This is a genomic window from Alteriqipengyuania triglochinis (assembly GCF_054655655.1).
The window spans coordinates 48023-61485 of sequence record NZ_BAAHNC010000005.1 but is presented as its reverse complement, the minus strand read 5'-3'; the positions used below and the strand labels follow the sequence as shown (position 1 = coordinate 61485).

Here is a 13463-nt window from a genome sequence, read left to right as displayed (position 1 = left end):
GCACAGGGCCATGCCCGACGGTGATAGCGATAGGGACACTGGCGCGGGAGACGCGGACAGTAGGCGCGGGCTGTGGCTCGCGATGCGCAGGTTTTTCGACCAGCATGGCGGGGAACGCAGCCTCCGGCGCGAGCTGGAAGAGAAGATCGACGAGCACGAGGGGGACGAGGCCGCCAGCGGCGATTCGCCCCACGATGGCGATCTGTCGCGCGAAGAGCGCGAGATGGTGCGCAACCTGCTCCATTTCAGCGAACACGATGCGGACGATGTCGCCATCCCGCGCGGCCAGATCATCGCGGTGGAAGCAGGCTCCAGCTGGGCCGAACTGCTCGAGGTCTTCTCCGAACACGGCCATTCGCGCCTGCCGGTCTATCGCGAGCAGCTCGACGATGTGATCGGCATGATCCACATCAAGGACGTGTTCCCCTACCTCACCAACGGCAAGCCGCCGCCCGAGGAGTGGACCACGCTGATGCGCCAGCCGCTCTACGTGCCGCAAAGCCGCGGCGCGCTCGACGTGCTGGCCGACATGCGCGCCAAGCGCATCCACCTCGCGATCGTGGTGGACGAGTTTTCCGGCACCGACGGGATCATCACGATCGAGGATCTGGTGGAGGAAATCGTCGGCGAGATCGAGGACGAGCACGACGATGCGGCGGAGGAATGGATCCAGCCGCTGGGCGATGGCGTGTGGGAGATCGACGCGCGTGCGGAGCTGGACGACATCGCCAAGCGGATCGACCCGGCGCTGGCGGAAGTGGAGGAATCGGTCGACACGATGGGCGGCCTCACCTTCATCCTCGCCGAGCAGGTGCCCCAGGTCGGCGCGCGGGTGGAGCACCCCCACGGCTGGACGATCGAGGTGATCGAAGGCGACGAAACGCATGTGAAGCGCGTGCGCCTGCACGCGCGGGAGGGCGAGGGCGAAGGCGGCGAGGAGTAATAGCCGCAGGGCAATCCGGCTTGGTGCAATCCTTGCAACATCACCCTGCCCTAAAATAACGCTTTTGTGCGGCCGCGCATTTTGCGACAGGTCGAATAATGGCCAATCGTCGCTTACCTCCGTTGCGTTCTCTCGAAGCGTTCATGTTCACCGTTCGCCTCGGGTCGGCCCGGGCGGCGGCCAATCAGCTCGGCCTCAGCCCCTCGGCGCTCAGCCGCCGGATCGCGACGCTGGAAGAGTTCATCGGCAAGAAGCTGTTCACCCGCGCGCGCCAGGCCATGCAGCTGACCGACGAGGGCGCGGCCTTCCACGAAGCGGTGCTGCCGCATTTCGAAGCTCTCGCGCGGGCGGTCGAAGGACAGTCGGAAAGCACCTCGCACCTGCGGCTGCACCTCGGGGTGCTCCCGCTGTTCGGCAGCCAGCGCCTGTTCCCGCGCCTGCCCGAACTGCGCCGCCTCCATCCCCTGCTCCATATCGATATCGATACCGGCCCGCATCTCGAAGACCGGGTGGGCGACACGCTCGACGCCGCGATCGTCCTGACCCGTGGCCCGTCGAGCGCGCTTCACGCCGTCCGGCTGGACGAGAACAAGGTCCACGCCATCGTCAACCGCGCGCTTGCCGATACGATCGGCAAGGTTCCCGATGCCGAGCTGCTCGCGCGGCAGACCTTCCTGATCCACAGCGAACTGCCGGAAAGCTTTACCGCCTGGAAGGCGGCGCTGGGGATGCACGATCTCGAACCCGATGCGATCGATCATTATGATTCGGGCCAGCTGATCCTCGAAGCGGCGGCGCAGGGCCTTGGCGTGGCGATCATGCATGACGACCACTTGCGCCGGGCGGCCGATCCGCGCCTGACCGAACTGTACGAGGTCGAGGTCGACAGCCCCTATTCCTACTGGTTCGTGTGCAAGCCCGGTGCACTGGAAGAGCGGCCGGTGCGCATGTTCCACGACTGGCTGGTCAAGGCCGGGCTCTAGGCCCCGCGCGCCTCTTGCCGCACTCCAGCCTGCGCGGCATAAGCTGCTGCAAACGGGATTGGATTTCGAAAGAGGACCCGATGGAAGCGACCAAACTGCGCCGTGCGCGCGACCTGGACGGCAAGCCGATCGGCATCGCCGAGGATTTCATCACCGAAGGGGAACGCAAGCAGCTGCTGTTCTTCGCCACCAATCCCGATGCGCCGTGGGAGCATAACCTCCCCAAGGGCGATGTGTGGAACGGGCGGATGATCAACCCGAGCAACATGCCGCCCAAGGTGCTCAAACTGATGAGCAAGATCCGCCGCCGCGCGGCCAAGCATATCGCGCAGGATTACGGGATCGAGCAGCCGGTCTACGCCGACACGCTGCAGCTGGTCCGCTGGCGGCCGGGCGACGACCAGGCACCCCACGCCGATTGCGAAGAGCCCGACGGGCGATCGAACCAGTTCCCCTGGCGCGCATTCGCGTCGATCATCTACCTGAACGACGAGTTCGAGGGCGGGCAGATCCACTTCCCCAAGCTGGGGATCGTACCGCCGATCAAGCCACGCATGCTCGCCTATTTCCCCTCCACCGCCAGCTACCTGCACGGGGTGAAGAAGATAACCAGCGGGATGCGCTACACCTTCAGCTGCTTCTACACCTTCGACGAGCGGATGCACGACGGCCACAAGATGTAGCTGCACGCTCGGGCGCGCCGAATCGTGCGCCCGCGAGTCGTTCAGCACAGCATCCAGAACGCCGCCATTCTCATGGCGGCGCGAGGAATTCGTGTTCGCGGCGGATGGTGCGGGGGAGATGGACGGCTGGCTGGTCGGCACCACGCTCAGCCTCGCGGCGCGCGCGACCGAACTGCACGTGCTGCGCGCGGGCGACGTCGCGGGCGGGCCGATCGCGACATGGCGCGCGGGCCATGCGCTCCCGATCTCGTTCCACGGCTCGTTCGCGGCCGGTTGAGCCGCACGCTCAGGCCGAATGGCCCTCCTTGGGTATTGGGGCTGGGGGTGCGCACCATAGAGCTGGGCGCACCCCAAGCCGGCCTCCCCCGCGAAGGGGAGGAACAGCACCGTTCTTACGAAACGGTCGCCTTGACGATCTTGCCCGGGTTTGCGGGCGGCTCGCCCTTGGGCAGCGCATCGACATGCTCCATGCCCGATTCGACCTGACCCCAGACGGTGTACTGGCCGTCGAGGAATTCGGCATCGTCGAAGCAGATGAAGAACTGGCTGTTCGCGCTGTCGGGCACCTGGGTGCGCGCCATCGAGCAGGTGCCGCGCGTGTGCGGCTCGCTGTTGAACTCGGCCTTCAGGTCGGGCTTGTCGCTGCCGCCCATGCCGGTGCCGGTCGGGTCGCCGCCCTGCGCCATGAAGCCGGGGATCACACGGTGGAACACCACGCCGTCGTAGAACCCGTCCTTGGCGAGTTCGGTGATCCGCTCGACATGGCCCGGCGCGAGGTCGGGACGCAGCTTGATGACGACGTCCTTGTTTTCGCCGTCGCCGGTGTCGAGCGTGAAGGTCAGTTTTTCTGCCATGAGCAATCTCCTTGAGGTTTTGCGTTGGCCGCTCGCTAGACGTCGCACCGTGCCCTGTCGAGTTGGAGCCGGGTCGCGGCTGCCCCGGCTTGCTTTTGCGGGCCATCGCCTTAGGGGCCGAAGGCGATGAGCGCCGATCCCCTCCTCGACGAAAAAATCGATCCGGACATGCCGGTCGCCGAGGAAGGCGGGCGCCCGGACGACCGCGTCGACGACGAGCGGCACGACGAGGAAAACCGCCTCAAGCCCGAATATGTCCGCGCCGTGCGCGAGGCGCTGGAGGAAGACCGGCGCGGCGAGGTCTACGAGCTCGTCGAACCGCTCCACCCCGCCGACGTCGCCGACCTTCTCGAACTGCTCGACAATGACGAGCGCGGCGCACTGACGATCGCGATCAGCGACCTGATGACGGGCGAGGTCGTCGCCGAGCTGAACGACTGGGTCCGCGAAGAGATGATGGAGGGCCTGCCCGCAGAGGCGGTGGCCCTGATCGCCGGGCAGCTGGAAACCGACGACGCGGTCCAGATGATCGAGGATCTGGGCGCGGACGAGCGTGAAGCCGTCCTCGCCGAGATGGAGGCGGAGGGCCGCGCGGCGATCGAAAGCGCGCTGTCCTACCCGGAAGAGACCGCCGGCCGCCTGATGAGCCGCGAGTTCGTGGCGGTGCCCGAACATTTCTCGGTCGGCGACCTGATCGATTACCTGCGCGTCCACGGCACGCTGCTGGGCGATTTCTTCGAGGTGTTCGTGGTGGACGAGGCGCACCATCCGGTCGGCACCTGTGCGCTGAGCTGGATTCTCACCACCCCGCGCCAGATCGCGCTGACCGACGTGATGAAGCGCGACCAGACCGTGATCCCCGTCCTGATGGATCAGGAAGAGGTCGCGCTGATGTTCCAGAAATACGCGCTGATCTCGGCTGCCGTGATCGACGGGACCGGGCGGCTGGTCGGCCAGATGACGGTCGACGACGTGGTCCACATCATCTCCGAAGAAGCGGGCGAGGATGCCCTGCTGCTCTCGGGTGCGGGCGACGGCGACATCAACGAGCCGATCCGCGAGGCTTACTCCAGCCGCGTGCGCTGGCTGGTCGCGAACCTCGGCACCGCGCTGGTCGCCTCGCTCATCATCGCGGCTTTCGGTGCCGCGATCGAGCAGCTGGTGGCGCTCGCGATCCTGATGCCGATCGTCGCCAGCATCGGCGGCAATGCGGGCACGCAGACCATGGCGGTGACCGTCCGCGCGATCGCGACCAACCAGCTGACCAAGGCCAACACCGGCAAGATCCTGCTGCGCGAATTGCGGGTCGCGATCCTCAACGGCGTGACCATCGCGGTGCTGGTGGGAATCGCGACCGCGCTGGTGTTCGACTGGAAGCTGGGCGGCGTGATCGCGCTGGCGATGGTGATCAACGTCGTGACCGCAGGGCTGGCGGGCGTGCTGGTCCCCGTGCTGTTCGAGCGCGCCAAGCAGGACCCGGCAGTCGCCTCGTCCGTGTTCGTGACGATGGTGACCGATTCGATGGGCTTCTTCGCGTTCCTCGGCCTGGCGGTGGCGAGCGGGCTGACGGGTTAGCAGGCCGTCTTTTCGGGTGCCTATCGGGGTGCGTCGGATCAGTTGCCCAAGCACAACCCGATGACTCCAACCGAAACTTGTGGCATAGCGCCCGTGCTGGAAGGGGTCAGATTATCGCAAGTTCGCAAATAGATGCCCGGCCCGAGAGGATCTGGGACATAGCGCCGGACCTGTTCGGCATTCTCGACGATACCGGGATCTTTCGGCATACCAATCCGGCATGGCATTCGGTCCTGGGATGGACGCCCGATGAGGTGGAAAGCCGCAGTTTTACCGACTTCCTGCACCCCGACGATGCCGACGCTTCGATCGCGGCCTTCGAAGCGATGCAAGGCGGCAAGCCGGCCCTCCATTTCGAGAACAGGTTCCGCCACAAGGACGGGAGCTACGTGTGGCTGTCATGGAACGCGATTCCGGATGGCGGCATCTATTACTGTACCGCGCGCAACATCGACACCGACAAGCAGAACAAATCCTCGCTCGACACGAGTCGCGAGCAGGCAAAGCTTCGCGAACAGTTCATCGCCGTGCTCGGCCACGATCTGCGCAATCCGCTCGCGGCGCTGCGCGCCGGCGTGAGGATGCTGGAGCGCGAGGAGCTCAGCGATCGCGGAACGATCATCATCGCGGAAAGCGAAAAGTCCATCAAGCGGATGTTCGACATGATCGAGGACCTGATGGACTTCGCGCGATCGCGGCTCGGCAGCGGGCTGTCGCTCGCCATCGAAGAGAGCGCCGATCTCGCGCGGACGCTGGAAGATGTCCTGCAAGAGATCGCGGTCGCCCATCCCGAGGCACGCTTGCTGCCCGATATCGCGATCAATGGCCCCGTCCGCTGCGATCCGGGGCGGATCAGCCAGCTTACGTCCAACCTGCTCGCCAATGCCGTGACGCATGGCGATGCCAATGCGCCGGTCACGCTGCGCGCGCGCGGCGGCGGCGACTGGCTGGAAATCCGCGTGGGCAATGCGGGCGAGCCCATCCCCGACGCGGTTCGCAAGGGTCTGTTCGAGCCCTTCGTAAGGGAGGAAACACGGCCTTCCCAGGAAGGACTGGGGCTGGGCCTCTTCATATCGTCCGAGATCGCCAAGGCGCATGGCGGAACGCTTTCCGTCAAGTCGGACGCCGACGGGACGTATTTCACCTTCTCGATGGGACAGGCGCAGGGCTGACCGCCGTCCACGCACCCGGCTTGCCCCGCCCCCACCCCGCACCTACCTCGTCCCCATGCCGCTCAACCTGACCAAGATCGCGTTCGGCGCGCAGTCCTTCTCCGACCTCGAAAGCTGGTACGCGAACCGGCGCAGCCCCAATCTCACCACCCGCTATCGCCCCACGCGGTGGAAGGAGTGCATCGGCGGGTCGCTGTTCTGGATCCACCAGCACAATCTGGTCGCACGCAGCGAAATTCTCGGCTTCAGCGAAACCGAGAACGGCCGCTGGTCGATCGACCTCGAGCCGCGGCTGATCCCGGTCTATCCGCAACCCAAGCGTGCGCATCAGGGCTGGCGATACCTCAAGGGCGAGCCGCCGCGCGATCTCGCTGAGGGTGAAGAAGTGGGCGACGTGCTGCCCGGTGCGCTGGCGACCAAGCTGCAACGGCTCGGCCTGATCTGAAGATTTCGCCGCATTGCCGCTGCGCTGCTTGAGTGCGGTTTCGGAACGCTCTCCCTCCCCTAACCATTGAAGGGGAAAGGAGAATTTTTATGCCCGAACGCCAGAGCCGTCACCCCGACAACGAACTGATCGACGCCATCACCGAAGAAGCGACGCCCTCGCAGCAGGGCCGCGCCGAGGGCGACGTCAATCGCCGCGTCGGTGCGCGAGACGAACTCAACCGCGCGACCGACCCCGACAACCGCGAACCCACCGTCGGCTCCGACAATCCCGAGCAGGACGCACGCAAGGGCGACAAGACCATGCGCGCGATCAAGAACGGCAACCAGGCCTGATCGGGCCGCAGTCCGCATGAACACCGGGCGGGGTGCCATCACGGCGCTCCGCCCTTTTCATGTCAGTCAGAGACGGAACATGTGCGGGGTGCGGGTCCACCCACCCAACCTCATTCACGGCCCGGCGCACAAAGGGTTGATGGCCAACAGCATCGTCACGAGGTGCGCGCCCGATCGAAATTTTACGAACGGGAGCTCCCTGAATGAAACTCTTGAACACCGCCATCGCAGCCACATCGCTCGCCCTGCTTGCCTCGCCTGCCGTCGCGCAGCAGCCCGAGGCGCCCGCCGCGCAGGAAATGGCGCCGGTCACCGATGCCGAGCTGGAAAACTTCATCATCGCCGCCTCGATGCTCGGCCAAGTCCAGCAGGACAGCGAGCTGGAAGCGGCGGAGAAGGAAAAGGTCTCGATGCAAATCCTCGCCAAGGCGGAACTGACGCCGCAGCGCTTCAACAGCATCGGCGCAGCACTGCAGAGCGACAAGGAGCTTCAGGCGCGCGCCACCGCGGCCGTCGCCAAGCTGCGCGAAGATCAGGCCGAGGGCTGATTGGCCCGGCGCTGATCCACCAAGGTCACGGAGAACCCCGCTCCACCCGGCGGGGTTTTTCGTATGTGGAGGCTACCGCGCCGCCAGCCAGGGTGACTCGACGCTCCAGAAGATCACGTCCACGCCGAGGTAGTCGCGCGCGAAGGCGACGAATTCCTCGCGGGTGAATTTCTCGCCCGTCTCGGGATTGGTGTAGGTCAGCGTCGGCTCCTGGATCGCCATCGCGACCAGCGGCAGATCGTCCTTGTGGCGGTTGAAGAAGGGGTAGCTGTTCTTCATCTGCGCGCGTTTGTGCGGCACGATATCGGGCCCGCCCGCGCCGATCCCCTGCTCGACGGCCAGCGCGAAGGCGCGCTCCATGTAGCGGTGGTCGTTGTTCCACTCGCACGGCCAGAAGTTGAGATACTGGACCACGTGCGTCTCTTCGAAGGCGGCACGCGCGGCGCGCATGTTGTCGAGCGTGGCGTCGAAATAGGCGTCGCAGGTAAAACCGTTCTCGTCGCCGTCCTCCGAGAGCGGATCGAACGAACTCTCGGGCAGGTTCACGCCATACAGGCGCCCGTCGAACCGCTCTCCCAGCGCAGCGAGAAGCGCCTGAAAGCGCGCCCGGACCGCCGGGTTCCAGTGCATCGCGGTCCAGCCCTGGCCGGTCGGCTCGCCCTCGCCCGGATTGTCGTACTGGCGCGCCAGTCCGCCGCCATACTCGGGATCGTCGAGCAGGTATTGCGGCACGTTGCGCGCGGTCGGAAGGAAGAAGCGATCCTGGATCTGCGCGAAGAGCTGCTTGTCGCGCGCATCAGCGAGCGCGAGATCGGCCTCGATCACGCTGAAATCGTAGACGCCCTTCTCGGGCTCCAGCATCCGCCAAGTGTAGACGATCTGCACGCCCTCGATATCGGAACGGTCGAGCAGGGCGAGGTTCGCCTCCAGTTCGCCATGGCCGGTGTAGATGAAGTCGCGCGGCCCGGTTGCCGCAGCAGGCGCTGCGAGGAAGCCAAGCGAGCACAGCAGTGCAATCAGGATTCTAAGCATTGGCGCCCTCCTTCTCCGCCACGCGGCGCAGCGCGTTGACGTAAGCCTCCGGCGGCTGTGCGCCGGGGATCAGGAACTTGCCCGCCACGATCATCGCCGGCACGCCGGTGATGTTCATCTCGAAGGCGGCGCGTTCCTCGCTGCGGACGGTGTTCGCGTAGTCCGCGCTTTCCAGAGCAGCTTGCGCCTGCGCACGGTCCAGCCCGGTTTCCTCCGCCACGTCCAGCAGCACCTCGTGCTCCCCGATCCGTCGGCGTTCGTGGAAGTGCGCCGCAAACAGCGCAAGCTTGAGCTCGGTCTGTTTCGCCGCCCCTTGCGTTTCCAGCGTCCAGGCGAGCAGCTTGTGCGCGGCAAACGTGTTCCACATCATCGCTGGCGGCTCGGGTTGGTCACTCCCGTTCACTTGGGGCACGTAGTTGAGCGAGACGCCCGCCGCATCGGCGGCCGCGCGCATCTGCCCCTGCACATCGCGCGACTGCTCCAGCGTGCGGCCGTATTTGCGCGCGATATGCGCGGTTCGCTCCTCACCCTGCGGCGGCATGTCGGGGTTGAGTTCGAAGGCATGCCAGCGGATGTCCGCCTCGATCTCTCCGTCCAGCTGGTCGAGCGCTTGGCGCAGGTTGCCCCAGCCGACGAGGCACCACGGGCACATCACGTCCGACCAGATGTCGATGGCGAGCTTCGTCGTCATTGCGCGATCCACCAGCGCATGAGCTGGTGCGCGATGGTATGCGGCGGGGGGGAGACGAAGGGCGCATCGTCCCGCCCCTCGATCGCGGCCTCCACCTGTCCACGGGTGTACCAGCCCGCCTCTGCCAGCTCGGTCTCGTCGAGGGTGATCGCCTCGTCATCGGTATAGCCGACACAGCCGATCATCAGCTGGCTGGGGAAAGGCCATGGCTGGCTGACGATGTAGCTGACATCGTGCACCCTGAGGCCGACCTCCTCCAGCACTTCGCGCGCGACGCCTTCCTCGATCGTCTCGCCCGGCTCGACAAACCCGGCGAGCGCGGAGAAGCGCCCTTCCGGCCAGCCGAGCCCGCGGCCCAGCATCAGGCGGCGTTCGCTGCCCGCCCGGTTCTCGACCAGCATGATCGTGACCGGGTCGGTGCGTGGAAAATGGTCGGTGCCGCAGCTCGTGCAGCTGCGCTGCCAACCGCCCTTGGCGACCTTGGTCGATCCGCCGCATTTGGCGCAGAAGCGGTGCCGTGCGTGCCAGTCCACCAGGCTGCGCGCGCCACCGTAGAGCGCTAGCTGATCGGGCGCGAGGCTGGTCATCAGCGACCAGAGCTGCGGGTTGGCCATGCGCGGGCGTGCATCGCCTTCCGGCGGCACGGCTGCGAAGCAGGCCTTGCCACTCTCGCTTTCGCTCCTGTCGAGGCCGAGGAACACCAGCTCGGCATCCTCTGGCGCATCGGCCAGCGTCCCCCAGGCGAGCCCTCCGTCATCGCCCAGAGCGGGCATCAGCCCGTCGAGCAGCAGCAACCGGGCCTTCCAGTCCATCCGCGCGGCGAGCCCGTCCGGATCGGCGCGCAGGTTGTCTGCCCGGTCGAGCGGGGATCCGGAAAAGGCGATGGGAAGCGTAATGCCGCCCGCCTCAGCCATGGGTTTTTTCGAGGTCGGCGCGCACGAGTTCGGGGAACTTGCCCTGGATGGGGTAGGCCTCGCTCGGCATGTACTGGGTGAAGAAACCTGCCCGCAGGCCATGATCGTAATCGACGAAGGCGGCGGTGCCTGCCGCACCGCCCCAGCCGAAACTGCGCCCGATCACGCGCCCGCCTGCGCCGAAGCCCTGCCCTTCGGTCCAGCTGCCGGTCGTGTCGACAGTGGCGGGCAGGATGTTCGACGTACCGATTCGCACTGCTGCCTCGCTCAGCACACGGGTGCCGTCGATCATCCCCATGCCAAGCAGCATGCGCAGGAAGCGGTCGTAATCGCTTGGCGAGGTGACAAGCCCCGCTCCGCCGAAGGGGAAGGGAGGCTTGTCGAGATAGATCGAGCTGGCCGCCGGATCGATCGGGAAAAGCCGCTCGCCCAGCACTGCGTAATTGGTGGTGAACCGGCCGATCTCGCTCTTGGGTACGGTGAAGAAGCTGCTCGTCATGCCGGCCGGATCGAAGATCCGTTCCTGCAGCACCTGGTCGAAGGGCTTTCCTTCGACCACTTCGATCACCCGGCCCATCAGGTCGAGCCCGACCGAATAGCTCCACTTCGTGCCCGGCTGGTACACCAGCGGCACGGTGGCGAGCGTGTCCGCGAAAAGCTCGAGACTGCCGAGCGGCTTTATCTCCCCCATGCCGGGTATCGGCATGCGGCTCACCACGCCGGGCATCAGGCCCAGCCGCTCGTATTCGTCCTTCAGCGGGCCCTGCTGGATGATTCCGTAGCCGAGCCCGGCCGTGTGCGTCAGCAACTGGCGGATGGTGATCGGGTTCTTCGCAGGCTCCAGATTATCCTCGGTGATCGGGCCGTCATATTCCTTCTGTACCTGCATTTCGGCAAAGGCGGGCAGGATGTCGGACAGCGGCTGGTCGAGCCCCATCTTGCCTTCGGAAATCAGCTGCATCGCCATCATGCCGGTGACCGGCTTGGTCATCGAATAGATGCGATAGAGCGAATCGATATCGGCCGGGGCACTGCTGCCGAGCGCCAGCGTGCCGCCACCCACAGTGTGGGCCTTTGGATCCTGATCGAACCCGAAAGCCGCGATGGCGTTGGCAAGCTTCTTTTCGGTGAGATAGGTGTCGATCTCGGCCGCGACGCTCGGCCATGCTTCGCTGACATCGTGCGCCAGCAGCGCGGACGAAAACGGCATCGAGGCGAGCATGCTGCCACCGGCAAAATATGCACCGCCGCGCAGCAACCCGCGGCGCGAAAGCCCGCCGTCCATGAAATCCCGATAGGCCATCTCTACTCTCCGCCAATACGTTTTGCCGCGAAACTTAAAGCCCGGCCTCGTCCCGTCAATCGCGCATTTTACGTCTTGTCAGCGACAGGTGCCTTATCCATATAAGACACATGCTCAACATCCTTTCCTGGCTGCTCGGCATTCTCGGGCTGATCATCGTGATACCCGCAACCATACCGTTTCTGGGCTGGGCGAACTATTTCGCGATGCCTTTCCTCATCCTCGGTATCATTTGCGGCCTGCTGTCCTCGCATCGCAGCGGGGGCAATTTCTGCCTTATCGTGACGGTCATCGCGGTGATCCGCCTGATGCTGGGCGGTGGCATCCTCTGATAGGGCGCTAGAGCAGGCGCTCGGACGCCGCTCTGGCCACCTGTGCCGCCTTGGCGAAAAGGGTCGGCAGGCCCGCTTCGTCGATCCGGTCGAGCGGCCACCACTCGCCTGTTCCGCTCGGGTCCGCAGGAGCGCCCTCCAGGCGCATCACCGCCAGCTCGATTGCGAAGTGGGTGAAGACATGGCGCACCGTGCCCGCGTTCTCCCACGCGCCCTCCAGCGGTGCTTCTGCCGATCCGTCACCGCGTGCCGACCAGCCATCGTCGGGCAGCGCGCGCATTCCGCCGAGCATCCCTTCGGGCGCACGCTGGACCAGCCAGACGGCCCCCTCGCGCTCGATCCAGTAGGCGCGCCCCTGCCGGACAGGCTTGGCCTTCTTCGACGCCTTGACCGGCAGGCGTTCGGGATCTTGCGCCCGCGCAGCGCAATGGCTCGCAAGCGGGCATTGATCGCAGCGGGGTGCGCGCGGCGTGCAGATGCGGCTGCCCAGATCCATCATCGCCTGCGCGAAATCGCCCGCGCGTACCTGCGGAGTGACGCGGTCGGCGGCGGCACGGATCGCCTTGCGCGCTGCGGGCAACGGCTCGTCAATCGCGAACAGCCGCGCAACCACCCGCTCGACATTGGCGTCGACCACCACCGCCCGCTGCCCGAAGGCGATCGCAGCGACCGCGGCAGCGGTGTAGTCGCCCACTCCCGGAAGCTTGCGCAATTCTTCCTCGGTTTCGGGAAAGCCGCCCAGCTCTGCGACCGCCCGCGCCGCCTTCACCAGATTGCGTGCGCGCGAATAATATCCCAGCCCCGCCCACGCAGCCATCACGTCTTCCTCGGGCGCGGCGGCCAGCGCCTCCACATTCGGCCAGCGCCGGGTGAACGCCTCGAAATAGGGCTTCACCGCCGCGACGGTGGTCTGCTGCAGCATGATTTCGGACAGCCAGACACGATACGGATCGGCAGGTGGCGTGCCCGGCAGCGCCCGCCACGGCAGCGCGCGCGCATGGGAATCGTACCAGGCAAGCAGTGCGGGAGCGATTTCATGGGGGGAATGGCTGGCGATCACACGCGCGCTATGGCATCGCTCGCGCTCCGATGGAACGCCAGCCACCCAAGTCACCCTCCGCCAAAACGCGCGGAACGAAAAAGGGCAATGTCCGCCCCTTCACCCGGCCACGCGGCGGCGGGGCGAAATCGGTGGGCGATCTGATGCCGCAGGTCGGGCGCACCGCCTTTCGTCGCTATGGCTTCGTCCAAAGTTCGGTCGTCACACGCTGGCCCGAGATCGTCGGCCCGCAGCACGCCAAGGTCTGCGCGCCGGAGGCAATCCGCTTCCCGCCCGGCGAACGCTCCGAAGGCATTCTCCAGCTGGTCGTCGCAGGCGGCCACGCGCCGATCATCCAGCACGTGCTTCCCGAGATCATAGAGCGGGTGAACCGCTTTTTCGGCTACCGCGCCGTCGCCAAGGTCAAGATGCGGCAAGGCACGGTTCAGCAACCCGGCGCCAAGGCCGAGCGCGCAACGCGCCCGCCGGAGCTCAAGCCGATTCCGATGGAACTGGGCGAAAGCCTGCGCGATATCGGCGACCCCGAACTGCGCGCCGTGCTCGAAGGGCTGGCGCGCACGCTGGGTGACGACGATACGCCGAGCGGCGACTAA

The 13463-nt window shown here is 66.0% G+C and carries 16 protein-coding genes and 1 pseudogene; 11 read left to right on the top strand and 6 right to left on the bottom strand.

The window, feature by feature from the left end; genetic code table 11:
* Positions 1-10 precede the first annotated feature (10 nt).
* From ACYQ0L_RS13735 to ACYQ0L_RS13720, 4 genes and pseudogenes are all read left to right on the top strand, one after another.
* A complete protein-coding gene (locus ACYQ0L_RS13735; protein WP_459789889.1) occupies positions 11-943 on the top strand; it encodes a hemolysin family protein in 933 nt (310 codons plus the stop codon).
* A 98-nt stretch (positions 944-1041) separates the two neighbouring features.
* Entirely contained in the window at positions 1042-1926 is an 885-nt protein-coding gene (locus tag ACYQ0L_RS13730) for a LysR substrate-binding domain-containing protein (RefSeq protein WP_459789888.1), read from the top strand.
* 80 nt (positions 1927-2006) lie between these two features.
* Complete coding sequence (locus ACYQ0L_RS13725; RefSeq protein WP_459789886.1) at positions 2007-2609, top strand: 2OG-Fe(II) oxygenase; 603 nt, start codon at positions 2007-2009, stop codon at positions 2607-2609.
* A gap of 82 nt (positions 2610-2691) precedes the next feature.
* A pseudogene (locus ACYQ0L_RS13720) lies at positions 2692-2886 on the top strand (carotenoid oxygenase family protein); the annotation flags it as partial.
* Positions 2887-3001: 115 nt separating this feature from the next.
* Here the strand turns inward: ACYQ0L_RS13720 and ACYQ0L_RS13715 are convergent.
* Entirely contained in the window at positions 3002-3463 is a 462-nt protein-coding gene (locus tag ACYQ0L_RS13715) for a peptidylprolyl isomerase (protein WP_459789885.1), read from the bottom strand.
* A gap of 126 nt (positions 3464-3589) precedes the next feature.
* Here ACYQ0L_RS13715 and mgtE point away from each other — a divergent pair, with 126 nt between their 5' ends.
* The 5 genes from mgtE (at position 3590) to ACYQ0L_RS13690 (ending at position 7538) form a co-directional block, all read left to right on the top strand.
* The gene (mgtE, locus tag ACYQ0L_RS13710) at positions 3590-5038 is read left to right on the top strand and encodes a magnesium transporter (protein WP_459789884.1); all 1449 of its coding nucleotides are present in this window, start codon (positions 3590-3592) and stop codon (positions 5036-5038) included.
* A 77-nt stretch (positions 5039-5115) separates the two neighbouring features.
* Complete coding sequence (locus tag ACYQ0L_RS13705; RefSeq protein ID WP_459789883.1) at positions 5116-6210, top strand: PAS domain-containing sensor histidine kinase; 1095 nt, start codon at positions 5116-5118, stop codon at positions 6208-6210.
* A 55-nt stretch (positions 6211-6265) separates the two neighbouring features.
* Positions 6266-6655: a DUF1489 family protein gene (locus ACYQ0L_RS13700; RefSeq protein WP_459789881.1), complete on the top strand. Its 390-nt coding sequence runs from the start codon at positions 6266-6268 to the stop codon at positions 6653-6655.
* Between the two features lie 89 nt (positions 6656-6744).
* The gene (locus tag ACYQ0L_RS13695; RefSeq protein ID WP_459789880.1) at positions 6745-6990 is read left to right on the top strand and encodes a hypothetical protein; all 246 of its coding nucleotides are present in this window, start codon (positions 6745-6747) and stop codon (positions 6988-6990) included.
* 203 nt (positions 6991-7193) lie between these two features.
* The gene (locus tag ACYQ0L_RS13690) at positions 7194-7538 is read left to right on the top strand and encodes a DUF4168 domain-containing protein (protein ID WP_459789879.1); all 345 of its coding nucleotides are present in this window, start codon (positions 7194-7196) and stop codon (positions 7536-7538) included.
* Positions 7539-7610: 72 nt separating this feature from the next.
* Here the strand turns inward: ACYQ0L_RS13690 and ACYQ0L_RS13685 are convergent, their stop codons facing one another.
* Genes ACYQ0L_RS13685 through ACYQ0L_RS13670 form a run of 4 tightly spaced genes read right to left on the bottom strand, consistent with a single transcriptional unit; the run spans position 7611 to position 11478 of the window.
* The gene (locus tag ACYQ0L_RS13685) at positions 7611-8570 is read right to left on the bottom strand and encodes a hypothetical protein (protein WP_459789878.1); all 960 of its coding nucleotides are present in this window, start codon (positions 8568-8570) and stop codon (positions 7611-7613) included.
* Entirely contained in the window at positions 8563-9261 is a 699-nt protein-coding gene (locus tag ACYQ0L_RS13680; protein WP_459789876.1) for a DsbA family oxidoreductase, read from the bottom strand. The genes ACYQ0L_RS13685 and ACYQ0L_RS13680 overlap by 8 nt, the downstream gene beginning before the upstream one ends.
* On the bottom strand, positions 9258-10175 hold the full coding sequence (gene nudC, locus ACYQ0L_RS13675; RefSeq protein ID WP_459789875.1) for an NAD(+) diphosphatase: 918 nt from the start codon (positions 10173-10175) through the stop codon (positions 9258-9260). Before nudC ends, ACYQ0L_RS13680 begins: the two co-directional genes overlap by 4 nt.
* On the bottom strand, positions 10168-11478 hold the full coding sequence (locus ACYQ0L_RS13670; RefSeq protein ID WP_459789874.1) for a serine hydrolase domain-containing protein: 1311 nt from the start codon (positions 11476-11478) through the stop codon (positions 10168-10170). Before ACYQ0L_RS13670 ends, nudC begins: the two co-directional genes overlap by 8 nt.
* 110 nt (positions 11479-11588) lie before the next feature.
* Here ACYQ0L_RS13670 and ACYQ0L_RS13665 point away from each other — a divergent pair, with 110 nt between their 5' ends.
* Complete coding sequence (locus ACYQ0L_RS13665; RefSeq protein WP_459789873.1) at positions 11589-11810, top strand: hypothetical protein; 222 nt, start codon at positions 11589-11591, stop codon at positions 11808-11810.
* A 7-nt stretch (positions 11811-11817) separates the two neighbouring features.
* On the opposite strand, the gene mutY is transcribed toward ACYQ0L_RS13665, so the two are convergent.
* Positions 11818-12870 (bottom strand): A/G-specific adenine glycosylase, encoded by a 1053-nt coding sequence (gene mutY, locus ACYQ0L_RS13660; RefSeq protein ID WP_459789871.1) that lies wholly within the window; start codon positions 12868-12870, stop codon positions 11818-11820.
* A 29-nt stretch (positions 12871-12899) separates the two neighbouring features.
* Here mutY and ACYQ0L_RS13655 point away from each other — a divergent pair, with 29 nt between their 5' ends.
* Complete coding sequence (locus ACYQ0L_RS13655) at positions 12900-13463, top strand: DUF721 domain-containing protein (RefSeq protein WP_459789870.1); 564 nt, start codon at positions 12900-12902, stop codon at positions 13461-13463.

Excerpts from the sequence above, each read along its gene's own strand:
- ACYQ0L_RS13735 (WP_459789889.1), top strand. The coding sequence starts at position 11 with ATGCCCGACGGTGATAGCGATAGGGACACTGGCGCGGGAGACGCGGAC.
- ACYQ0L_RS13730 (WP_459789888.1), top strand. The coding sequence starts at position 1,042 with ATGGCCAATCGTCGCTTACCTCCGTTGCGTTCTCTCGAAGCGTTCATG.
- ACYQ0L_RS13725 (WP_459789886.1), top strand. The coding sequence starts at position 2,007 with ATGGAAGCGACCAAACTGCGCCGTGCGCGCGACCTGGACGGCAAGCCG.
- ACYQ0L_RS13715 (WP_459789885.1), bottom strand. The coding sequence starts at position 3,463 with ATGGCAGAAAAACTGACCTTCACGCTCGACACCGGCGACGGCGAAAAC.
- mgtE (WP_459789884.1), top strand. The coding sequence starts at position 3,590 with ATGAGCGCCGATCCCCTCCTCGACGAAAAAATCGATCCGGACATGCCG.
- ACYQ0L_RS13700 (WP_459789881.1), top strand. The coding sequence starts at position 6,266 with ATGCCGCTCAACCTGACCAAGATCGCGTTCGGCGCGCAGTCCTTCTCC.
- ACYQ0L_RS13695 (WP_459789880.1), top strand. The coding sequence starts at position 6,745 with ATGCCCGAACGCCAGAGCCGTCACCCCGACAACGAACTGATCGACGCC.
- ACYQ0L_RS13690 (WP_459789879.1), top strand. The coding sequence starts at position 7,194 with ATGAAACTCTTGAACACCGCCATCGCAGCCACATCGCTCGCCCTGCTT.
- ACYQ0L_RS13685 (WP_459789878.1), bottom strand. The coding sequence starts at position 8,570 with ATGCTTAGAATCCTGATTGCACTGCTGTGCTCGCTTGGCTTCCTCGCA.
- ACYQ0L_RS13680 (WP_459789876.1), bottom strand. The coding sequence starts at position 9,261 with ATGACGACGAAGCTCGCCATCGACATCTGGTCGGACGTGATGTGCCCG.
- nudC (WP_459789875.1), bottom strand. The coding sequence starts at position 10,175 with ATGGCTGAGGCGGGCGGCATTACGCTTCCCATCGCCTTTTCCGGATCC.
- ACYQ0L_RS13670 (WP_459789874.1), bottom strand. The coding sequence starts at position 11,478 with ATGGCCTATCGGGATTTCATGGACGGCGGGCTTTCGCGCCGCGGGTTG.
- ACYQ0L_RS13665 (WP_459789873.1), top strand. The coding sequence starts at position 11,589 with ATGCTCAACATCCTTTCCTGGCTGCTCGGCATTCTCGGGCTGATCATC.
- ACYQ0L_RS13655 (WP_459789870.1), top strand. The coding sequence starts at position 12,900 with ATGGAACGCCAGCCACCCAAGTCACCCTCCGCCAAAACGCGCGGAACG.